Consider the following 20,856-nt stretch of genomic DNA (forward strand, 5'->3'; position numbering starts at 1 on the left):
CACACCGGCCCGCCGGACCGGTCGAGCGGGTGCCGAGGGCGGCGCACCTGCCGGCGCGGCGGATTCGGGCCGCGTGGCCGGGGGTGGCCGGCGCGGTGCGCGTACTTCCGGGGGAGCCGGCGGCGGCGACCGGGCCGGCGCGGCGCGACCGGCCGAGGGTGGCGCGGACGCCGCGCGGGACGCCACGGCCGGGCCGGTGGGCGACGGACCGGCCGCGGGTGAGGCGTCGGGGCCGCAGCTCGCGCGGGCGGTGCTGGACGCGGCGAGGTCGCGCCGGGAGGCCGCCGCGAAGACCCGCCGCCGCAGCGCCGTCTCCGGTGACGGCGGCGAGCGGCGGCTGCGCGGCTACTCCGGACCCGGCCCGGACCCGCGTGACCCGCAGCCGCTCGGCGTGGTGCTGGAGCGGCTGATGAAGGCGCGCGGCTGGCAGCAGCCGGCCGCCGAGGCGACCGTCTTCGGCGCCTGGGAAAAGGTCGTCGGGTCGGAGATCGCCCAGCACAGCCGCCCGGTCAAGCTGGAGGACGGCGAGCTGACCGTGGAGGCCCGCTCCACGGCGTGGGCCACCCAGCTGCGGCTGCTCGCCGGTTCGCTGCTCAAGCGGATCGCCGGCGAGGTGGGCCACAACGTGGTGCGCAAGCTGCACATCCACGGTCCGGCCGCGCCGAGCTGGTCGCGGGGACCCCGCCGGGTACGCGGCCGCGGCCCCCGCGACACCTACGGCTGACGGTCAGCGAGCGGCGCGTCGGGCCTCCCGTTCGGCCCGCTTGCGCTCCCGCTGCTCGCGGCTCCACTGCTTGCGCCGTTCCAGGTCCTGCTTCCACGCCTCGCGGGCCTGACGCGAGCCGCCCTGTACCGCTCCCGTCGCCTGCGAAGGGCCAGCGAGGTTACGGAACACCCAGTCCATGAGCCGACCCCCCTTGCCCGCCGCGTCACCGATCTGCTCCTCGCCGCTCATCCGCCTGGCCCTTCCGTGACTCACCCAGCCACACTTGGTGTGCAAACGATTGGTACACCAACTGTCGGTAGAATCGCAACGAGCACAAGGAGGCGGGGCGTGGCCGACGAGTTCGAGACAGATCCCCTGGCGTTGGAGCAGCAGGTGTGCTTCGCGCTCTCGGTGGCGGCGCGCGGCGTCGTGGCGGTCTACCGTCCGCTGCTGGAGCCGATGGGGCTGACCCACCCGCAATACCTGGTCATGCTGGCCCTGTGGCAGCACGCACCGCTCTCGGTGCGGGATCTCAGCAGACTGCTCCAACTCGACCCAGGCACCCTGTCACCCCTGCTCAAACGGCTGGAAGCGGCGGGCTACGTGCGGCGCGAGAGGGATGCGTCCGACGAGCGCAGCCTCGCCGTACAGCTCACCCCCGGCGGCTTGGCCCTCCGGGCACAGGCCGAGCGGATTCCGCCGGCGATCGTCGAGCGGCTCGGGCTGCCGCTGGCGGACCTGCGGCACCTGCACGCGGTGCTGACCCGGGTGATTGCCGCCGCGAACCGGGCGACCGGGGTCGACCCCGACGCGCGACCCGCTCAGACGTCGGCGTAGACGGCGAAGCCGCGGTCGGCGCAGCGCCGGTAGAAGGCGGCGAGGACGCCGAGTTCGGCGCAGGTGAAGTCCCACTGCGGCGGGTCGCCGCTCTCGTCGCGCAGCCGGTCGAGCCGGCTGTCCAGCCAGCGCAGCTGCTGCTCGGCCAGCCGGCCGTCGGACAGCAGCGAGCGGAGCACCTCGCTGACCGACTCGAAGGTGACCACCTCGCCGTACTGCCGGTGCTGGGCGACGAACCGCTCCACCCCGCCGGCGATCCAGGAGCAGCCGTCCGGGTCGATCACCGGATCCTCGTCCTCGGCGGCGGCCTCTGTGGCGTAGAGCACATTCTCCAGGCCGAGGATCAAATCCACCAGTTCGGTGTACGCGGTGGCCCGGACCGTGCCGGTCTTGGCGATGTGTTCGGCGAGCGCGGCGGTGGGCGCGGAGATCCTGGGAACGTCCACGATCTCGCCGAAGTCCACGAACTCGGCCGGCGCGACCGGATCGTAGAAGCGGCCGGTCCGCGGCCAGTGCACCGCGACGTTGTCCAGCCCCATCTGGCGTCACCCCTTGTGAGCACGTGTCGGATCGATCGGGTCGATCGTCCCGGTTGTGGACGGTAAAGATCAAGACAAGCACCGCTGGCGCCGCAAAGGTACGGTACGGCCGCGCTGCGCGCGACCCCCGGCCGACCGGCCGGCGCACCCGATTCCCGGGCGACGCCGCCGGGGATCGGACCCTGGCACGTAGGGGGAGTCGCGGACAGCACGGTTCGGGCCGCTACGGACGTCTCAGACGCCGCGCAGAGGGTGCCGAGTGGCGTCTTCGTCGGTTGCGCACAGTAGGATTGGGGGCGAGACGAAGACCCGACGCGGAGCGACGGACAGGGGCCCGGTTGGCCCTTGATCAAAGTCCTGTGTCGGGTCGAGCCGATCGCGATCCGCGGGCAACCGCGGCGACCGGCGCACACGATCCGCGACCTGGCGATCCCCGGAGGCCGGTCCGTGCGCCGACGTCGCGTGCTGTCCGCCGAACCCGCGCTGGCGCGCCCCTGGCGCGGCGGTGCGAGAAAGTGGCCGAGGGTGGCAGCGCAGGACAAGCAGGAGTACGGCGCCGAGTCGATCACCGTCCTCGAGGGGCTCGAGGCGGTCCGCAAGCGGCCCGGTATGTACATCGGGTCGACCGGTGAGCGCGGTCTGCACCACCTCGTGTGGGAGGTCGTGGACAACGCCGTGGACGAGGCGCTCGCCGGCCACTGCGACACCATCGACGTGGTGCTGCTGGCCGACGGCGGCGTCCGGGTCACCGACAACGGCCGTGGCTTCCCGGTCGACCTGCACCCGAAGCTCAAGAAGCCGGGTGTCGAGGTCGCGCTGACGGTGCTGCACGCGGGCGGCAAGTTCGACGGCAAGGCGTACGCGGTCTCCGGCGGTCTGCACGGCGTCGGCGTCTCCGTGGTGAACGCCCTCTCCACGAAGATGGCGGTGGAGATCCACAAGTCCGGCTTCGTCTGGCGGCAGCAGTACACCAACTCCAAGCCGACCCCGCTGGAGAAGGGCGAGACGACAAACACCACCGGCTCGGCGGTCTCCTTCTGGCCCGACCCGGACGTCTTCGAGACCGTCGACTTCGACTTCCAGACCATCTACCGCCGCCTCCAGGAGATGGCCTTCCTCAACCGGGGCCTCACCATCCACCTGCTCGACGAGCGGGTCCCGGAGGGCGAGGAGGGCAAGCTCCGCGAGGTCACCTTCTGCTACAAGGGCGGCATCGCCGACTTCGTCCGGCACCTCAACGCCTCGAAGAACCCGATCCACAAGACGGTGGTCGAGTTCGGCGCCGAGGAGGAGGGCATGTCGGTCGAGATCGCCATGCAGTGGAACGAGTCGTACGGCGAGTCGGTCTACACCTTCGCCAACACGATCAACACGCACGAGGGCGGCACCCACGAGGAGGGCTTCCGGGCCGCGCTGACCAGCGTCGTCAACCGCTACGGCGCGGACAAGAAGCTGCTCAAGGGCGACGAGAAGCTCTCCGGCGAGGACATCCGCGAGGGCCTGGCCGCGATCATCTCGGTCAAGCTGGCCAACCCGCAGTTCGAGGGCCAGACCAAGACCAAGCTGGGCAACACCCCGGTGAAGAGCTTCGTGCAGCGGGTCTGCAACGAGTGGCTGGTCGACTGGTTCGACCGGAACCCGGCCGAGGCGAAGATCATCATCCAGAAGGCGTCCCAGGCGGCCCGGGCCCGGATCGCCGCGCAGCAGGCCCGCAAGCTGGCCCGCCGCAAGTCGCTGCTGGAGTCCGGCTCGATGCCGGGCAAGCTGGCCGACTGCCAGTCCACCGACCCGCGCGAGTCGGAGGTCTTCATCGTCGAGGGCGACTCGGCCGGCGGCTCGGCCAAGCAGGGTCGGGACCCGCGTACCCAGGCCATCCTGCCGATCCGCGGCAAGATCCTGAACGTGGAGAAGGCCCGGATCGACCGGGTGCTGAAGAACAACGAGGTCCAGGCGCTGATCACCGCGCTGGGCACCGGCATCCACGACGACTTCGACATCGAGAAGCTGCGGTACCACAAGATCGTGCTGATGGCCGACGCGGACGTCGACGGCCAGCACATCCAGACGCTGCTGCTGACCCTGCTCTTCCGCTTCATGCGACCGCTGGTCGAACTGGGCCACGTCTACCTGGCCGCCCCGCCGCTGTACAAGATCAAGTGGAACAAGAAGGGCGACGACGCCCAGTACGCGTACTCGGACCGGGAGCGGGACGGGCTGATCGCGCTGCGCCAGCAGAAGAAGCCCAACGCCAAGCCGGACGACATCCAGCGGTTCAAGGGTCTCGGCGAGATGAACTACCCCGAGCTGTGGGAGACCACGATGAACCCGGCCACCCGTACGCTGCGCCAGGTCACGCTCGACGACGCCGCCACCGCCGACGAGCTCTTCAGCGTGCTGATGGGCGAGGACGTCGAGGCGCGCCGCTCGTTCATCCAGCGCAACGCCAAGGACGTGCGCTTCCTCGACATCTGACGGCTCGGACGGGTCGGCCGGTGTCCACCGGTCGGCCCGTCGGTCCACAGAGTTATCCACAGCTTGGCCGGTTTCCACAGCCGTTATCCACAGCACGAAAACGACTCTGAGTCTGATAAGGGTTAACAGTGACCGATACTCCCGAGTCCACCCCGAACGAGCCGGAGACCCCGGAACCCGCCGCGATCGTGGCGCAGCACGACCGGATCGAGCCGGTCGGCCTCGAGGTCGAGATGCAGCGCTCGTACCTCGACTACGCGATGAGCGTCATCGTCGGGCGGGCGCTGCCGGACGTCCGGGACGGGCTCAAGCCGGTCCACCGCAAGATCCTCTACGCCATGTTCGACTCCGGCTACCGGCCGGACCGCGGCTACGTGAAGTGCTCCCGCGTCGTCGGTGACGTGATGGGTCAGTTCCACCCGCACGGCGACTCGGCGATCTACGACGCGCTGGTCCGGATGGCGCAGCCCTGGTCGCTGCGCTACCCGCTGGTCGACGGCAACGGCAACTTCGGCTCCCCGGGCAACGACCCGGCGGCCGCCATGCGGTACACCGAGTGCAAGCTCGACCCGCTGGCGATGGAGATGCTGCGGGACATCGACGAGGACACCGTCGACCTGCAGGACAACTACGACGGCCGGGCCAAGGAGCCCACCATCCTGCCGTCGCGCATCCCCAACCTGCTGATCAACGGGTCCGAGGGCATCGCGGTCGGCATGGCCACCAAGATCCCGCCGCACAACCTGCGCGAGATCGGCGCGGCCGTGCAGTGGTGCCTGGAGCACCCGGAGGCCGACGAGGTGACCACCCTCGAAGCGCTGCTGGAGATCGTCAAGGGCCCCGACTTCCCGACCTACGGCTTGATCGTCGGCCAGTCCGGCATCCAGGACGCGTACCGGACCGGGCGTGGCTCGATCCGGATGCGGGCCGTGGTGGAGGTCGAGGAGGACAAGCGCGGTCGCCCCGCGCTGGTGGTCAGCGAGCTGCCGTACCAGGTCAACCCGGACAACCTCGCCGAGCGGATCGCCGAGCTGATCAAGGAGGGCAAGCTCGCCGGCATCGCCGACATCCGGGACGAGTCCTCCGGGCGTACCGGCATGCGGATCGTGCTCGTGCTCAAGCGCGACGCGGTCGCCAAGGTGGTGCTGAACAACCTCTACAAGCACACCCAGCTCCAGGAGACCTTCGGCGCCAACATGCTGGCGCTGGTCGACGGCGTGCCGCGCACGCTCAACCTGGCCCAGTTCATCCGCTACTACGTCGAGCACCAGATCGAGGTCATCCGCCGGCGGACCGCGTTCCGGCTGCGCAAGGCCGAGGAGCGGGCGCACATCCTGCGCGGTCTGGCCAAGGCGCTCGACGCCCTCGACGAGGTGATCGCCCTGATCCGGCGCTCGCCCACGGTGGACGACGCCCGGCAGGGCCTGATCCGGCTGCTGGAGATCGACGAGATCCAGGCGACCGCGATCCTGGACATGCAGCTGCGCCGCCTGGCCGCCCTGGAGCGGCAGCGGATCCTCGACGACCTGACCAAGCTCGAACTGGAGATCGCCGACCTCAAGGACATCCTCGCCAAGCCGGAGCGGCAGCGGCGGATCGTCTCCGAGGAACTCGGCGAGATCGTCGCGAAGTGGGGCGACGACCGGCGCACGAAGATCATCCCGTTCGACGGCGAGGTCTCGATGGAGGACCTCATCGCCCGCGAGGACGTGGTGGTCACCATCACCCGCACCGGGTACGCCAAGCGCACCAAGGTGGACCTGTACCGCTCCCAGCGGCGCGGCGGCAAGGGCGTCAGCGGCGCGACCCTGCGGCAGGACGACATCGTCAGCCACTTCTTCGTCTGCTCCACGCACGACTGGATCCTGTTCTTCACCAACAAGGGACGGGTCTACCGGGCCAAGGCGTACGAGTTGCCGGAAGCCAGTAGGGTGGCCAAGGGCCAGCACGTGGCCAACCTGCTCGCCTTCCAGCCGGACGAGCAGATCGCGCAGATCATCGAAATCCCGAACTACCAGGTGGCGCCCTACCTGGTCCTTGCCACGAAGAACGGCCTGGTGAAGAAGACCCGTCTCGAGGAGTTCGACTCCAACCGGTCCGGCGGCATCATCGCGATCAACCTGCGCGATGAGGACGAGCTGGTCGGCGCGGCCCTCGTGGCACCCACCGACGACCTGCTGATGGTCTCGAAGAACGCGCAGGCGATCCGGTTCAACGCCACCGACGAGGCGCTGCGTCCGATGGGGCGGGCCACCACGGGCGTCATCGGCATGCGATTCTCCGACGACGACGTCCTCCTCGCCATGGAGGTGGTTCGGGAGGGGTTGGACGTTCTGGTGGCCACGAACGGGGGATACGCGAAGCGCACCCCGATCGAGGAATACCCGGTCCAGGGCCGGGGAGGTAAGGGCGTGCTGACTGCGAAGATCACCGAGCGCCGCGGTGGTCTGGTCGGCGCGGTCGTGATCGACCCGGAGGACGAGCTGTTCGCCATCACCAGCAATGGTGGCGTCATCCGGACTCCGGTGAAGCCTGTACGCCGTACGCGTGACCGGAACACAATGGGGGTCAAGCTGATGGACCTCCCGGACGGCGTGACTATCGTGGCGATTGCTCGCAATGCCGACGAGCCTGACGAACAGGACTAGTTGATGACGGAGACACAGGCGAAGTCGGGGAACAAGGGGACCTCGGCCACCCCGGTCGACGAGGAGGCCGCCAAGAGCGGCACAACCGCGGCCGGCCGCGCTGCCGTGGGTCGGGCGACCGTCCCCGCCGACGCGCCTGCCCCGAAGTTCACCCGGGCCCCGGGCATGGCCCCGCCGCCGGACAAGCCCGGGGACGACGCGGCCGCGAGCGAGAAGACCGAGACATCGGCCGTCGAGGCGCCCACGTCCGCCGCCACGCCGGTGGCGACCTCGGCCAAGTCGAGCACCACCACCCAGCCGATCAAGGCCGGCGCCGCCACGTCGCCGTCCAGCACCGGCACCCAACCGAAGGTGGGGGGCGTCGCCAAGCCGTCGCCGGACGGCGCCCGTCCGGCCGGCACGGCCCGCCCCGCCAACGGGGGCGGCCTGCCGCCGGGGATCGGCAACGCGGCCGCCGTCGGCGCCGCCCGGGTGGGTGACGCGGTACGCGCGGCGCGTACCTCGGTCAGCTCGGCCGCGTCGCGCGGCCCGCGTCGGGCCCGGCTGAACCTCAAGCGGATCGACCCGTGGTCCGTGATGAAGTTCGCCTTCGCCGTCTCGGTGGTGCTCTTCATCGTGGTGGTCGTCGCCACCTCGGTGCTCTACCTCGCCCTGGACGCCATGGGTGTGTTCCAGAGCGTCAACGACAGCCTGACCGACCTGGTCAACGCCGGCGGCCAGAGCGGCGGTGGCTTCCAGATCACCGCGAAGGGCGTGATCCTCAGTTCGGCGCTGATCGGCCTGGTCAACGTCGTCCTGTTCACCGCGCTCGCCACGCTCGGCGCGTTCGTCTACAACGTCTGCGCCGACCTGGTCGGCGGGATCGAGCTGACGCTCGCCGAGCGCGACTGATCTCCGTACGTCCTGCGCCGGGGCACCGCGAAAGCGGTCGCCCCGGCGTTCGGTATCCGGGTACGGTCGAGGTGGCACGAGCGCCACGACGACCCCGATTTGGGGCCGGACGCGGCGATGGGTTAACCTTGCTCGTCGCCACGCGGGGCTATAGCTCAGTCGGTTAGAGCGCAGAGCTGATAACTCTGAGGTCGCTGGTTCGATTCCAGCTAGCCCCACCGCACACCCGTTCCGACGGCAGTCGAGCGCGAAGGGGCGCCCCATGTTCAAGAAGCTTCTGATCCTGGCCGGCGTCGTCGCCGTGGCTGCCGTCGTCGCTCAGAAGGTCAGGGCTTCCAACGACGAGCGGGCTCTCTGGCACGAGGCCACCACCTCGCCCGACCTGCGCTGACCTCCTCGTCACTGCCAGCACCAGGCGGCTCCGACCGCCCTCGGGGCCCTAGCTCAACTGGCAGAGCACTGCCTTTGCAAGGCAGGGGTTAGGGGTTCAAGTCCCCTGGGCTCCACCAGCACTTTCCTCGGTCGATCTCCGTCCCGAGAAACAGCCGAGCGGTCACGCCGTCTCCCTCTCGCTCCGCACGCGATCGGCGGCCGAGGCGGCGTCGGTTGACGATCCGCGACTCCACCGCCGTGCCGATGCTGCCGGTGGAGAACGGGTGCAGATCCGAGCGCTGCCCCGGTGCGTCAGACGCGGGGCAGGGTCCGGCCGTCGGGCAGCGCGCGACCGCTCAACAGTGCCAGCAGCGAGCCGCTGTCGGTGCGAACGGGCCGGCCGCTTCCCCAGCTCCAGTCGGTGTCGGTGGCATCGAGCCGGACGCCGGTCAGGTCGACCCCGAACCAGGTGCCGTTCGCGGCGGTGAGCCGGTCGAGGACGGCGATCACCGACTCTGTCGGTGCGACCGCGGGCCGGTCGAGCGCGATCGTCACGTCCAGGGAGTGGATGACGGCGTGGCTGAGGGCACCGGCTGCGCCGCCGCCCGGCGGCTGCCACGCGTGCAGTGTCGGCGATCGGAGCTGGTCGAGGAGGTTGACGACCGGCAGCGAAGCGTCGCGGGTGGCCACGGTGTCGGAGAGTACGGCGAAGTCGCCGCCGGCCGCCGCCATCTCTGCCCCGAACTGCTCGGGAGTCAGCCGCGCCGGCATCGTCACGTGGGCGATCACGTGGCGCACGAGCCACTTCTCGCACAACGACGGGGCATCCCAGGTCTCGACGGTCGCGGCGGCGAGAAGGTCGGCGAGTCGGTCGTAGGTCGGTGCCACCCAGGACTGCAGGTCGGTCATGGTCGGTCTCCGTACACGAGGTGGGCGAGGTGGTCTTCGAGCTTGTCGAGGGAGGTGAGGAAGCCGGCCCGGGCCGCGGGCAGGCGCATCGCCTCGGGCACGTACCGCTGGTGGATGACGACTTCGGTCGTGTCGTCGCCGAGGTCGTCGAGCGTGCTGGTGGTGTGCATCCCGCTCGCCGGCTCGACCCAGGCGAGGCGCTCGGGCGGGACGACCTCGGTGAAGGTGGCGACCATCCGGTGGCTGCCGTGCTCGCCGGACATCAGGGTCTCGAAGCGGCCGCCGGGGTGGAGTTCGACGATGATGCCGTCGATCGGGGTGGTCATACCGCGCGGGCCCCAGAACTGTGCAAGCTCTGCGGGCTCGGTGAGGCACCGCCACACCAGCTCGCGCGGCGCGCGGAAGATCCGTCGGTGGACGAGTTCGTCGTCATTCACGGGTTCTCCCGCTTCTGCAAGCCGGCGAGGTGTGTCTCCAGCCGGTCCATTCGCTCCGACCACGTGCGCCTGCTCTCCTCGATCCACGAGACTGCGGCATCGAGCGCCGCCGGTTCGAGCCGACAGGGCCGGGTCTGCCGGTGCCGCCCCCGGCTGATCAGGCCGGACTGCTCGAGCACCCGGATGTGCTGCGACACCGCCTGCATGCTCATGGCGTACGGCTCCGCCAGTTCCTTGACCGTCGCCTCGCCCGCGCTCAGCCGGGCCACGATGTCGCGCCGGGTGGGGTCGCTGAGCGCCGTGAACAGGGCATCGAGCCGCCGATCCTCCAGCGTGTTTCCCATGGACATTAATCAAGCACCTGCTTTATCAAGTGTCAACTAGAGGACTGCCCCGGACCAGCGGCCGGTCGACCCGGCGGCGGCTCTGCGCCACGCGGCGACGCCTGCTCGCGCCGGGTGGTCGTTCCGAGTCGCCACCTGGCACGATCGGCGGGAGGCGAGGTGAGCGGGATGAGGCCGCGACGGGTGACTCGAACGTCGGTGGTGTGCGCGGCACTGCTGACCGCCGTGGTCACCGTGTTCCTCTGGGTCGGTGCGGCCGGGGCCTACCGCAAGGCGGTCGACCTGCGCGACCACGGTGCGGTCACGACGGCCGACGTGCTCCAGGTGCAGCGGCTCGGCGACGACAGCTACGTCCGGGTGCGGTTCACGACGGCGGACGGCGCGGTCGTGGAGGCCGACGTACACGACTTCCGGGTCGATCCGGAGCCCGTCGAGGGCGCGACGATGCAGGTGCGGTACGCCCCCGCCGAACCGGTGCGCCACATCCAGGACGCCCGCCTGGGCCCCGACTTCGTGGACGTCTGGGTGCGGGCGCTCGGTGGGCTGGCCCTACTGGCCTTCGGGACCTTCGTGGTGCTCGGCTCGTGGGGGCTGGTCGGCGAGAGGTGGCCCTGAGCACGCCGGGCGCGACGGCAGTCGGGGTGCCCGGGTACGGCGTCGCCGACGGCGAACCGGACGACCGTCCACGGGCCAGCACCGGGGCGGGATCGCCCGGCCGGCGATCGGGGGACGGCGGAGGCAGGTTAGCGTCGGGGCGTGAGCACCGGATCCCCACGCGTCCTGCCCGCCGAGAGCGGCATCGCCGAGGCCGCCGCCGTCCTGCGCGACGGCGGGCTGGTGGCGTTCCCCACCGAGACCGTCTACGGGCTCGGCGCGAACGCGCTCGACGCGCGGGCCGCCGCGCGGATCTTCGAGGCGAAGGCCCGGCCCAGCTTCGACCCGCTGATCACCCACCTGGCCGACGCCGCCGACCTGGAGAAGCTGGTCGGGCCGGTGCCGCCGGCGGTCGCCGCGCTGGCCGAGCGGTTCTGGCCGGGGCCGCTGACGCTGATCGTGGACCGGCCGGCGGAGATCCCGCCGATCGTCACCTCGGGGCTGGACACCATGGCGGTGCGGGTGCCGGACGAGCCGTCCGCGCGGGCGCTGATCCGGGCCGCCGGGGTGCCGGTGGCCGCGCCCAGCGCCAACCGGTTCGGGCAGCTCAGCCCCACCCGGGCCGAGCACGTGGTGAAGGGGCTCGGCGGGGCGGTCGACGTGGTCCTCGACGGTGGGCCCACCCGGTGCGGCATCGAGTCGACCATCGTGGACGCGCGCGGTCCGCAGCCGGTGGTGCTGCGCCTCGGCGCGCTCGCCCTGGAGGAGCTGGTCGAGGCGGTGGGGCCGGTGACCGTACGCCCGGGCAGTTCGGGGCAGCCGGTCGCGCCGGGCACGCTGGCGGCGCACTACGCGCCGCGTACCCCGTTGCGGGTGGTGGCGGGCGCGGAGCCGGCGGCCGGCGACGGTGTCCGGCGCGGCTTCCTGGCCTTCCGGGAGCCGCCGGCCGACGGGTACGCGGCGGTGGAGGTGCTCTCCCCCACCGGGGACGTGACGGAGGCCGCGGCCCGGCTCTTCGACGCCCTGCACCGGCTCGACGCGGCCGGGGTGACCGAGATCCTCGCCGAGGCGACCCCGGAGGAGGGCGTCGGGCGGGCGATCAACGACCGGCTGCGCCGTGCCGCCGCCACCTGGGACGCCGCCGGCTGACGGTCGCGTGCATGGGCCGGCGGCCCGGGGGTACGGACTCAGACAACGACCCCCCGGAAAGTGAGGTGTGATCATGCCGACCGCACGCGACATCATGACCGCCGACGTGACCTGCGTCCGCGAACAGGACGACCTGCGTGCCGCCGCCAAGCGGATGGCCGAACTCGGGGTGGGTGCGCTGCCGATCTGCGGCGACGACAACCGCCTCAAGGGCATGCTGACCGACCGCGACATCGTGGTGAAGGTGCTGGCCCAGGGGAAGGACCCGGCCAACGTGACCGCCGGTGAGCTGGCCCAGGGCGAGGCCGTGACCATCGGCGCGGACGACGACGCCGCCGAGATCCTGCGCACCATGGGCCAGCACCAGGTACGCCGGCTGCCGGTGATCGACGGGCACGAGCTCGTCGGGATCGTGGCGGTGGCCGACGTGGCCCGGTCGCTGCCGGAGCGTCCGGTGGGTGACCTGATCGAGGCCATCTCCGAGCGGTCCTGAGCCCCGTCGTACCGTCGATCGCCGCCCTCCCGGTCCCGTGACCGGAGGGCGGCGATGTCGTGCGGGCGGCCCTGCGCCACCCGGTGTCGGACGCCCGGGCGGCGGGCCGGATCAGGCGGGCGGGGTCAGCGGCACCGTCTCGCCGCGCGCGATGGTGCGTACCGCCCGGACGAAGCCGCGCCGCCGCGCCTCGTCGACGAAGTGCCGCAGCGGTGAGCGGAACACCGGGTAGTCGTCGTAGTGGATCGGCGCGGTCAGTTTCGGCCGGACCAGCTCGACCAGGTCGGCGCCCTGCCGCGCGTCCATGGTGAGCAGGATCCCGGCGATCCGGGTGCCGCCCAGGTGGATCAGCATCGCGTCGACGTCCGGGAAGCGCTGCGGGATCTCGGCGAGCTGCGGACGGTGCAGGGTGTCCCCGGTGACGTAGAGCCGGAACCGGCGGACGCCGTCGTGCTCCAGGTCGACCATCGTGCCCATCACGTCGGGCAGGAGCCGGTCCAGCGCCCCCGGCCCGTGCTGGCCGGGCAGCGCGGTCAACCGCAGCGTGTGGCCCTCGCGGCGCAGCTCGCGGGACTGCCAGGTGGGCAGCCCTTCGGCCGCCCGGAACCCCCAGCGGCGCAGCTTCCGCCCGGCCGCCGGGGTGGTCACGATCGGCAGCTCCCGGTCGAGTTCCCGGCGGGCCACCCGGTCGAAGTGGTCGCCGTGCAGGTGGGACAGGACCACCGCGTCGAGGGCGGGGAGCTGCGCGACGGTCAGCGCCGGGTCCGTGCTCCGCTTCGACCACAACCCTTTGCCCAGGTACGCCCGCTGCCCCCGGTGCAGGAAGTTCGGATCGGTGAGCAGGGTGAACCCACCGATCCGGAGCACCGTCGTGGCGGTGCCGACGAAGGTCACCTCAGCCTGTTCCGTCTCCATCCTCCGTCCGTACCCGCGAGGTGGCCGGCGAATCGGACGGGGCGTCCCGGTGGCCGACCCCCGGCGGTGGGGGCAGGCGGTCGACGAGCCGGGTCAGCGCGCCGTTGGCGAAGGTCGCGCCGAGCGCCGAGCCGGTGGCGATGCCCCAGCCGACCGGGCCGAGCGGGGTGCAACCGAAGAACTGGCTCACCCCGGGGGTCTGCACCACGGCGGCGAGCACGCCGAGCGACACGGCGGTCGAGGCGAGCACCGCCGGGCTGGTCCCGCCGGCCAGCACCGTCTGGCCGAGCTGGGTGCCGACCAGCGACACCAGCGCCACCGTGCCGGCCCGGCGCTCCCGGCAACCGGTGTAGCGGGACAGCGTCCAACCGGCCGTCGCGCCGAGCGTGGTGGCCGCCGCGCGCAGGCCGATCTCCCTGGTCATGGTCCCGCCGAGCGAGGTGTCCGGCCCTTCCCGGAGCAGCCCGTCGGCGTGGTCGCCGCCGGGTGCCCGCACCGCGATGGCCAGCGCCGGCGCCAGGTCGGTGAGCAGGTTGACCAGGAGCAGCTGTCGGCCGTTCAGTGCGGAACGGCCGGTCGACGCGGCGGTCAGCACGCTGAACGCGATCTCGCCCAGGTTGCCGCCGACCAGGATGCTCAGCGCGTGGCGTACCGAGGACCACATCGCCCGCCCCTCGACCAGGGTGGCGATGATGGTCTCCAGCCGGTCGTCGGTGACCACCAGGTCGGCGGCGGCCCGCGCGGCGGGGGTGCCCCGTTGACCGAGGGCGATGCCGACGTCGGCCAGCCGGATCGCCGGCGCGTCGTTGGCGCCGTCCCCGGTCATCGCCACCGTCCGGCCGCACTTCTGCAACGCCTGGATGATCCGGACCTTGTGCGCCGGGGTGCAGCGGGCCACCACGTCGGTGCGGGCCAGCCGGTCGGCCAGCGCGTCGTCGTCGAGCTGCTCCAACTCGGCGGCGGTGACCACGCGCTGTCCCTCGTGGTCGGGACTGATGATGGAGGCGATCGCCTCGGCGGTGGCGGGATGGTCGCCGGTGATCATGATGGTGTGCACGCCGGCCTGCCGGATCCGACGCACCGCGGGGGCGGCGGACTCGCGTACCCCGTCGGCGAGCGCGACGAAGCCGACGAAGACCAGCCCGTGCACCTCCTCGTCGGTCACCTGCTCGGCGTCGACCCGGCACTCGGCGACGGCGAGGATCCGGTGTCCCGCCCCGGCCCGGTCGGCGAGCATGGCGTGCAGCCCGTCCCGGCCCTCGTCGTCGAGCGCCTCGTCCGGCCCGTCCGGCGTACGCCAGGCGGTGCACCGGGGCAGCACCGTCTCCGGCGCCCCCTTCACGCTCAGCAGCAGCCGGTCCCCGGCCCGCCCGATGGTCGCGAGGTAACCCCGGGACGGCTCGAACGGCAGCCCACCGACCGCCTGCCAGCCGTCCGCGCCGGTCTGCTCGGTCACCCCGGCGTCCCGCGCGCCGTACCGGACGGCCCGGTCGGTGTGCTGCGGCAGCTCCTCCGGGTCCTCCGCGTACGGGGTGGCCCGCAACGCGACCGCCAGGATGCGGCGCAGCCCGTCGTCGAGCTGGTCCACCGGGGCGTACCGGTCGTCGTCGCCCACCCCGGCCAGCATCAGCTTGCCCTCGGTGAGGGTGCCGGTCTTGTCGAAGCAGAGCACGTCCACCCGGCCCAGCGCCTCGATGGTGCGCGGGTTGCGGACCAGCGCGCCGTGTTCGGCGAGCCGCCGGGCCGCCGCCAGTTGGGCGGCGCTGACCAGGAACGGCAAGCCTTCCGGCACCGACGCCACGGCCAGGTTCGCGGCGGTCGCCGCCGTCTCCGCCAGCGGTACGCCCCGCAGCAGCCCCGCCCCGGCGACCGCGATCGCCGAGCCCGCCGCCAGCGGCACCGCCGCGTCGGTCAGCCGGCCGAGCCGCGCCTCCACCCCGCTGGCCGGGGGCGCCTGCCGGGCCAGGGCCAGGCTGCGGCCGGACTCGGTGTCCGCGCCGACCGCCACCACCACGGCGGTGCCGTGGCCGGCCGCGACCGTGGTGCCCTCGTAGAGCATCGAGTGCCGGTCGGCGACGGCGGCGGCGACCACCGGCTCGGCGGACTTCGCCACCGGCAGCGACTCCCCGGTCAGCGACGACTCGTCGGTCTCCAGCCCGTCGGCGGTCAGCACCCGGCAGTCGGCGGGCACCGCGTCACCCGGCCCGAGGACGATCACGTCGCCGGGCACCAGCTCCTCGGCGGCGATCACCTGCTCGCCACCGTCCCGGCGTACCTGGGCGGTGACCGCCGAGCGGGACAGCAGTTCGGCCAGGGACCGTTCGGTGCTGCGCTGGTGCACCGCCCCGGCCAGCGCCGACCCGCCCACCACCCCGCCGACCAGGGCGGCGTCGACCAGCGAGCCGAAGGCGGCGGAGAGCACCGCCCCGGCGGCCAGCACCGGGGTGAGCGGGTTGGCCAGCTCGTCGACGAAGGCGCGCAGCAGACCGCCGGTGCCGGGGGTGTTGCGGACGTCGTCGCCCCGCCGCCGGCGCGCCTCGGCGTCGGTCAGCCCCTCCGGGGCGCTGCCGAGCTGGCGCAGCACGGTCTCCACCGGCATCAGGTGCCAGGCGGTGCTGGTCGGCGCGGGGGTGCCGGTCGGGTCGGGCAGCCGGTGCGCCCGCCACACGCCGTGCGCGAAGGCCAGTGCCGCCGCGCCGTTCACCGCGCCGAGGGCACGGGCGGGAAGCTGTTCGGGATCGGCGGTGAACGCGCCGAGCGCGCCGAGGCCGGTGCCGGCCATGGCGATGCGGATGTTCTGCCGGGTCATCCGCCGGGCCGTGCCGACCGCCTCGATCATCAGCGCCGGGATCCGCAGGTCGGTGCCGACCAGCAGATGGGCGCCCCAGGGCGGCAGATCCTCCGGGGCGGCCATGCCGAGGCCGCAGTCGGACGCGGCCAGCGCCGCACGGTCTCCGGACACCAGCATCACCACCGCGCCGTCCCGTTGCAGGGCGCGTACCGAGTCGGCCAGCCGTGCCCCGCCGGGCAGGACGGCGTCGGCGAAGCCGTACCGCTGCGGGTCGTCGTCGGCGACCACCAGCCGCAGGCCGGCCTGCCGGGTGGCGGTGGGCAGCGCGTCGACGCCGGGTGCGGGCTCCGGCTCCACCCGGACCACCGCGGCCAGGATGCCATGGCGGGCGAGGCCGAGGAGCAGACCGCCGCCGTCCCGCAACCGGCGGCTGTCCGGAGTGTCACCGGGGTCGTCGGCGTCGAGGCCGGGCAGCGGCCCGAGCCGCCAACCGTCGGCGGCCCGGGTGCCGTCCGGCTGGTCCGGGTCGAAGAGCGCGAACGCCCGGGCCGCCACCTCGCCGGTGTCCTGATCGGCCAGCGGGGCGAGGTCCGCCAGGACGCCCCGCTGCGAGCCGAGCACCGCGGCGTCCAGCACCACCGTGTCGATCCGGTCGAGTTCCCGCAGCACACTGCGGTCCATCGCGATCACGCCGCGCCGGGCCAGGATCCGGCCGAGCTGCGCGGCGTACCCCTCCCGGCCGCTGCCGGGGGCCTTGGGCAGCGAGGACAGGCCGAGCGCGGCGGCCCGCTTGCGTCCGACGACCGGGAGTGCCGCCGCGGCGGCGGCCGCGCCGGTGCCCAGCGCCGAGGTGACGTACCGCTCGGCCGGGCCGTCCGGCTTGGGGCGGGGCCGTTCGGTCGTGGGCGAGCGCGCGGCGGCCCGCTCCGGGTCCCCGGTCAGCCTCGGCTCGGCCTTGTTCCAGGTGGAGAGCTGGGCCCGGGCCTCGCCCCACTGGACGATCCGCTGCGCGCCGTCCAGGGCGATCCCCGCCCAACCGCCGGTGAGGCCCTGCACGACCGCCTCGGCGAGCGGGAAGATCACGTCGGCGCGCGGGTCGGCGCGCAGCCCCCGGTCGGCGAGGGCGTGCAGCTTCGGGTGCAGGTCGATGGCGGCGAGCAGGCCGGACACCTCGCCGGGGACCGGGGTGAAGGGCAGGATCCGGGTGGCCGCCGAGATGGTCAGGCCCAACGCGTCGGAGACGAGCGCGCCGAGGGTGCGGGGGGTGCGCGGGCCCTCCTCGGGCGGGTGCGGTGGCGGGACGTCCGGGTCCGGCTCGTGCGGGCAGATCCGTTCGGTACGGGCCACCGTGGCGATCAGGTCGCGCAGCTTCGGCCGTGGCTCCTCGACGGCCACCACCACCCGGCCGGACGGGGCGTTCACCCGGGCCCAGGCCACCCCGGGCATCCGTTCCAGCGCCTGCTCGACCTGGTAGGCCAGCCGGTCGCCGCCGTCCTGGCAGACGCCGTGGACCTCGATGTGGTGCCGTCCGTCGCGGGACCACACCCGGCGCTTGGTCAGACCGGCCGCGCGGACCAGTCGGGAGGCGGCCGCGCCGACGGTACGGGACGCGTCGCCGACCAGCGGCGGCATCGGCGGCACCGGCACCGGCGGGAGCACCCGGCCGGCGAGCCGGCCCAGCGTCGTCATCGAGCGGTACGGCCGAGTCGCCGGCCCCGCTCCTCGCCGTCCACGCCGCCGCTCCTGCCGTACGCCATCTCGCCTCCCGCGCTCGTCAGGCGACCTGGCTTCCCGCCTCTACGCCCGTTATGCCGCCGGTACAAGGGAAGTTCCCGCCGCTGGTGGGGCATGGACGCCGGTGGCCGTGGAATCCGGGTGGGCGTCCGGAGGAACCTCAGGGGAGGTCGGCATGAGCACGATCACGCGACACCTCAGCGGCGGGCACGAGACGGTTCGCGCGTACACCCGTCGGGTGGAGATCCCGATGCTGGGCGAGGTGGCGGTGCCGCCACCGGACAAGGTCGCCTACTACGCCGGGTTGGGTGTGCTCGCCGCCCTCCAGGTCATCGAGTGGCCGCTCGCCCTGGTGATCACCGCCGGACATCTCCTGGCCGACCAGCACCTCTCCGGGCTGGCCAAGGGGGTGGGCGAGGCGCTCGAGTCGGCCTGAGCCACCCGGGTGCCCCCGGCCCTCGGTTCCCTGCCCGCAGCTTCCGGGCCCTGGCTCCCAGCCCTCGCCCGCCCCGGCCTTCGACCGGACTGGTGCAGGGCACAGGATGGATCCAGGTGGTCGGGGTCCGCTCGCGCGACCACTCACGGCAGTCAGCCCAGTCCGTTCACTGTCGGTGACTGGTGAGGCGTGGGGGCGGTGGCCGGGTCACCTCGCGGATTGACCTCAACCCGGGTTGAGGTCGCAGGCTGAGTCCATGCTGATCGACCTGCTCCGGTCCCCGGCTGGCCGGGCCACGACGCCCCGGCGCGAGGCGGACGGGACCATGCCGCCCCGCCGACGGCGCGAGGTGGACGGGGCCAAGCCGCCGCGCCACCCGTACCGGCCGGCACGACCGTTGTCGCGCACCCGTACCGGCCGGTGGTGCGCCCCGGCGGTGGGTCGATGACGGCGACGGCCGAGGCGAGCGTCCCGGCCGCCCGCCTGTACGACCCGCGGCTGCGCGCGATGACCGTGGGCGTCGTCGCCCTGGTGTCCCTGCTGGCCTTCGAGGCGCTGGCGGTGGGCACCGCGATGCCGACGGTCGCCCGGGCGCTCGACGGCCTCTCCCTCTACGCGCTCGCCTTCGGCGGCCCGTTCGCCGCCGGGGTGCTCGCCATGGTGCTCTCCGGCATCTGGTGCGACGTCCGGGGGCCGCGCGCACCGATGTGGACGGGCGTCGGGCTGTTCGTGGCCGGGCTGCTGCTGGCCGGCAGCGCCACCGCGATGGGGCAGCTCGTCGTCGGGCGGGCGGTCCAGGGTCTCGGCTCGGGGCTGCTCTCGGTCGCGCTCTACGTCGTGGTGGGCCAGGCGTACCCGGAGGAACTGCGCCGGAAGGTGTTCGCCGCGTTCGCCGCCGCGTGGGTCGTACCGTCACTGGTCGGTCCGGCGGTGGCCGGGCTGATCGTCGAGCACCTGGGCTGGCGGTGGGTCTTCCTCGCCGTGCCGGCGGTGGCGGTGCCGGCGGCGCTGCTGGTCCAGCCCGGCCTGCGGTCGCTGCGTGCGCCGGGGGTTGCCGGGCTGCCCGCCGGGGCACTGGCCCGGATCGGCTGGGCGGCCGGGGCGGGGGTGAGCGCCGCACTGCTGCACCACGGGGGGCAGCAGCGCGGCGCGTCCGCCGTACCGCTGGTGGTGGTCGCGTTGGTCGGCCTGGCCGTCTGCGCGCCCCGGCTGCTGCCGACCGGGTTCCTGCGCGCGGCCCGCGGCCTGCCCACCGTGATCGGGCTGCGCGGGCTCGCCTCGGCGGCGTTCGTCGGGGCCGAGGTGGTGATCCCGCTGATGCTCTCCCGGGAGCGCGGCTTCACACCGACCGCCGCCGGTCTGGTGCTCACCGTCGGCGCGCTGGCCTGGTCGGCGGGCTCCTGGTTGCAGGGGCGGCTGCCCGCGCCGCGCTCGTCGGCGACGTTGCCCCGCGCCGGGCTGGCCTGCATCACCGTCGGCACGGCCACGGTCGCCCTGACGGTGTGGCCGGCGGTGCCGGTGGCGGTCGGGGTGCTCGGCTGGGCAGTGGCCGGCGCCGGGATGGGCCTGCTCTACCCGTCGTTGTCGGTGCTGACCCTGGAGCTGTCCGCCCCCGACGAGCAGGGACGCAACAGCTCGTCGCTGCAGTTGAGCGACTCGCTCTTCGCCGCCACCGTGCTGGCGCTCACCGGCGCGGTGCTCGCCGCCGGCGCCGCCCCCGGGCCGATGGACTACGCGGGGACCCTCGGCGTCGCCGCGGCCTGCGCGCTGCTCGGCCTCGTCCTGGCCCACCGGGTCGTTCGCACCTCCTGACGGGACGACCCGACCCGCCCGTCGACGGCGGGATCGCGGGAACGTGCCTGGCCGGGTGGGGTGGGCGGCCAGGATGGGAAGGCGATGAGCTTCCTGACGATCCTGCCGATGGCGGTGGTCATGGTGGCCGGCACGCAACTCGTGGCGGCGGTCTTCCTGGCCTCCGGCGACCGGCCGCGCTCCGCCTCGCTCGGCTACCTGGCCGGGGCCGCGTTCGTGGTGGTCCCCGGGACCACGGCCGCCTGGCTGGTCACCCGGGGAGTGAAGACCTCCGTCGGTGGCGGTGACGGAGGTGGGCGCAGCCCGGTCGAGACGACCATCGACTGGATCGTGCTGGTGCTGCTGGTCGTCCTCGCGGTGGTGGTGTTCGTCCGGCGGCGACGGGCGGGCCAGCCGGGGTGGATGGGCAAGCTGCGGCACGCCACGGCCGGGTACGCGTTCCGGCTGGCGCTGCTGCTCTTCGTGGCGATGCCCGCCGACGACATCACCATGGTCACCGTCGGGGCGAGCGCCGCGCGGCACGACCTGCCGTGGTGGCACCTGCTCCCGTTCATGCTGCTCACGCTGCTGCTCCTCGCCCTGCCCCTGCTGGCCCTGGTGCTGCTGGGACAGCGTGCCGAGCGGGTGCTGCCCCGGATCCGGGACTGGGCCGACCACCACTCCTGGATCGTCAGCGAGGTGGTCGTCGTCTTCTTCATCCTGGTCACCGTGGCCGACCTGCTGACGTGACGTCACGATCCGGTCGGCCGCCCCGTCGACACGGCGACAGGGAGGAGT

General features: G+C 73.1%; 19 protein-coding genes and 2 tRNA genes. 14 read left to right on the plus strand and 7 right to left on the minus strand.

Annotation, left to right across the window (positions count from 1 at the left end; translation table 11 throughout):
- Positions 1 to 73 precede the first annotated feature (73 nt).
- Positions 74 to 724 carry a DUF721 domain-containing protein gene (locus tag GA0070614_RS15935; protein WP_088976703.1) on the plus strand — a complete coding sequence of 217 codons (651 nt, stop codon included), beginning with the start codon at positions 74 to 76 and terminating at the stop codon, positions 722 to 724.
- A 3-nt stretch (positions 725 to 727) separates the two neighbouring features.
- Here GA0070614_RS15935 and GA0070614_RS15940 read toward each other — a convergent pair whose 3' ends face one another.
- Entirely contained in the window at positions 728 to 979 is a 252-nt protein-coding gene (locus GA0070614_RS15940; protein WP_331715077.1) for a hypothetical protein, read from the minus strand.
- A gap of 75 nt (positions 980 to 1,054) precedes the next feature.
- On the opposite strand from GA0070614_RS15940, the gene GA0070614_RS15945 reads away from it, so the two are divergent.
- On the plus strand, positions 1,055 to 1,543 hold the full coding sequence (locus tag GA0070614_RS15945) for a MarR family winged helix-turn-helix transcriptional regulator (protein ID WP_088976705.1): 489 nt from the start codon (positions 1,055 to 1,057) through the stop codon (positions 1,541 to 1,543).
- Here the strand turns inward: GA0070614_RS15945 and GA0070614_RS15950 are convergent.
- Positions 1,528 to 2,082 carry a hypothetical protein gene (locus tag GA0070614_RS15950; protein ID WP_088976706.1) on the minus strand — a complete coding sequence of 185 codons (555 nt, stop codon included), beginning with the start codon at positions 2,080 to 2,082 and terminating at the stop codon, positions 1,528 to 1,530. The genes GA0070614_RS15945 and GA0070614_RS15950 overlap by 16 nt on opposite strands.
- A gap of 525 nt (positions 2,083 to 2,607) precedes the next feature.
- Between GA0070614_RS15950 and gyrB the strand changes: the two genes are divergently transcribed.
- The 6 genes from gyrB (at position 2,608) to GA0070614_RS15975 (ending at position 8,602) form a co-directional block, all read left to right on the plus strand.
- Entirely contained in the window at positions 2,608 to 4,554 is a 1,947-nt protein-coding gene (gene gyrB, locus GA0070614_RS15955) for a DNA topoisomerase (ATP-hydrolyzing) subunit B (protein ID WP_088976707.1), read from the plus strand.
- 128 nt (positions 4,555 to 4,682) lie between these two features.
- Positions 4,683 to 7,202 (plus strand): DNA gyrase subunit A, encoded by a 2,520-nt coding sequence (gene gyrA, locus GA0070614_RS15960; protein ID WP_088976708.1) that lies wholly within the window; start codon positions 4,683 to 4,685, stop codon positions 7,200 to 7,202.
- 3 nt (positions 7,203 to 7,205) lie between these two features.
- Positions 7,206 to 8,093 (plus strand): DUF3566 domain-containing protein, encoded by an 888-nt coding sequence (locus GA0070614_RS15965; protein ID WP_088976709.1) that lies wholly within the window; start codon positions 7,206 to 7,208, stop codon positions 8,091 to 8,093.
- A 144-nt stretch (positions 8,094 to 8,237) separates the two neighbouring features.
- A tRNA-Ile gene (locus GA0070614_RS15970) sits at positions 8,238 to 8,311 on the plus strand.
- Between the two features lie 44 nt (positions 8,312 to 8,355).
- Positions 8,356 to 8,484, plus strand: coding sequence for a DLW-39 family protein (locus GA0070614_RS31160; RefSeq protein WP_231933300.1), 129 nt, complete (start codon positions 8,356 to 8,358; stop codon positions 8,482 to 8,484).
- Between the two features lie 42 nt (positions 8,485 to 8,526).
- Positions 8,527 to 8,602, plus strand: a tRNA-Ala gene (locus GA0070614_RS15975).
- A 175-nt stretch (positions 8,603 to 8,777) separates the two neighbouring features.
- Here the strand turns inward: GA0070614_RS15975 and GA0070614_RS15980 are convergent.
- The 3 genes from GA0070614_RS15980 to GA0070614_RS15990 are packed head-to-tail and all read right to left on the minus strand — an operon-like array spanning position 8,778 to position 10,155.
- Positions 8,778 to 9,374: a maleylpyruvate isomerase family mycothiol-dependent enzyme gene (locus GA0070614_RS15980; RefSeq protein ID WP_088976710.1), complete on the minus strand. Its 597-nt coding sequence runs from the start codon at positions 9,372 to 9,374 to the stop codon at positions 8,778 to 8,780.
- Positions 9,371 to 9,811, minus strand: coding sequence for an SRPBCC family protein (locus GA0070614_RS15985; protein ID WP_157745013.1), 441 nt, complete (start codon positions 9,809 to 9,811; stop codon positions 9,371 to 9,373). Before GA0070614_RS15985 ends, GA0070614_RS15980 begins: the two co-directional genes overlap by 4 nt.
- Positions 9,808 to 10,155 (minus strand): ArsR/SmtB family transcription factor, encoded by a 348-nt coding sequence (locus GA0070614_RS15990; RefSeq protein ID WP_088979459.1) that lies wholly within the window; start codon positions 10,153 to 10,155, stop codon positions 9,808 to 9,810. Before GA0070614_RS15990 ends, GA0070614_RS15985 begins: the two co-directional genes overlap by 4 nt.
- Before the next feature lie 183 nt (positions 10,156 to 10,338).
- Here GA0070614_RS15990 and GA0070614_RS15995 point away from each other — a divergent pair, with 183 nt between their 5' ends.
- The 3 genes from GA0070614_RS15995 (at position 10,339) to GA0070614_RS16005 (ending at position 12,391) form a co-directional block, all read left to right on the plus strand.
- A complete protein-coding gene (locus GA0070614_RS15995; protein WP_157745014.1) occupies positions 10,339 to 10,770 on the plus strand; it encodes a DUF3592 domain-containing protein in 432 nt (143 codons plus the stop codon).
- A gap of 165 nt (positions 10,771 to 10,935) precedes the next feature.
- Complete coding sequence (locus tag GA0070614_RS16000) at positions 10,936 to 11,898, plus strand: L-threonylcarbamoyladenylate synthase (RefSeq protein ID WP_088979460.1); 963 nt, start codon at positions 10,936 to 10,938, stop codon at positions 11,896 to 11,898.
- Between the two features lie 73 nt (positions 11,899 to 11,971).
- Positions 11,972 to 12,391, plus strand: coding sequence for a CBS domain-containing protein (locus GA0070614_RS16005; protein ID WP_088979461.1), 420 nt, complete (start codon positions 11,972 to 11,974; stop codon positions 12,389 to 12,391).
- A 111-nt stretch (positions 12,392 to 12,502) separates the two neighbouring features.
- Here GA0070614_RS16005 and GA0070614_RS16010 read toward each other — a convergent pair whose 3' ends face one another.
- Both GA0070614_RS16010 and GA0070614_RS16015 read right to left on the minus strand, forming a co-directional pair.
- Positions 12,503 to 13,306 (minus strand): MBL fold metallo-hydrolase, encoded by an 804-nt coding sequence (locus GA0070614_RS16010; protein WP_088976713.1) that lies wholly within the window; start codon positions 13,304 to 13,306, stop codon positions 12,503 to 12,505.
- Positions 13,287 to 17,786 carry an HAD-IC family P-type ATPase gene (locus GA0070614_RS16015; protein ID WP_088976714.1) on the minus strand — a complete coding sequence of 1,500 codons (4,500 nt, stop codon included), beginning with the start codon at positions 17,784 to 17,786 and terminating at the stop codon, positions 13,287 to 13,289. Before GA0070614_RS16015 ends, GA0070614_RS16010 begins: the two co-directional genes overlap by 20 nt.
- A 220-nt stretch (positions 17,787 to 18,006) precedes the next feature.
- On the opposite strand from GA0070614_RS16015, the gene GA0070614_RS16020 reads away from it, so the two are divergent.
- From GA0070614_RS16020 to GA0070614_RS16035, 3 genes are all read left to right on the plus strand, one after another.
- Positions 18,007 to 18,267, plus strand: coding sequence for a hypothetical protein (locus GA0070614_RS16020; protein ID WP_088976715.1), 261 nt, complete (start codon positions 18,007 to 18,009; stop codon positions 18,265 to 18,267).
- A gap of 444 nt (positions 18,268 to 18,711) precedes the next feature.
- Positions 18,712 to 20,079, plus strand: a complete 1,368-nt coding sequence (locus GA0070614_RS16030) for an MFS transporter (protein ID WP_088979462.1) — start codon at positions 18,712 to 18,714, stop codon at positions 20,077 to 20,079.
- An 84-nt stretch (positions 20,080 to 20,163) separates the two neighbouring features.
- Positions 20,164 to 20,808: a GAP family protein gene (locus GA0070614_RS16035; RefSeq protein WP_088976717.1), complete on the plus strand. Its 645-nt coding sequence runs from the start codon at positions 20,164 to 20,166 to the stop codon at positions 20,806 to 20,808.
- Positions 20,809 to 20,856: the final 48 nt, after the last annotated feature.

This window comes from Micromonospora coxensis, assembly GCF_900090295.1.
Lineage (GTDB): Bacteria > Actinomycetota > Actinomycetes > Mycobacteriales > Micromonosporaceae > Micromonospora > Micromonospora coxensis.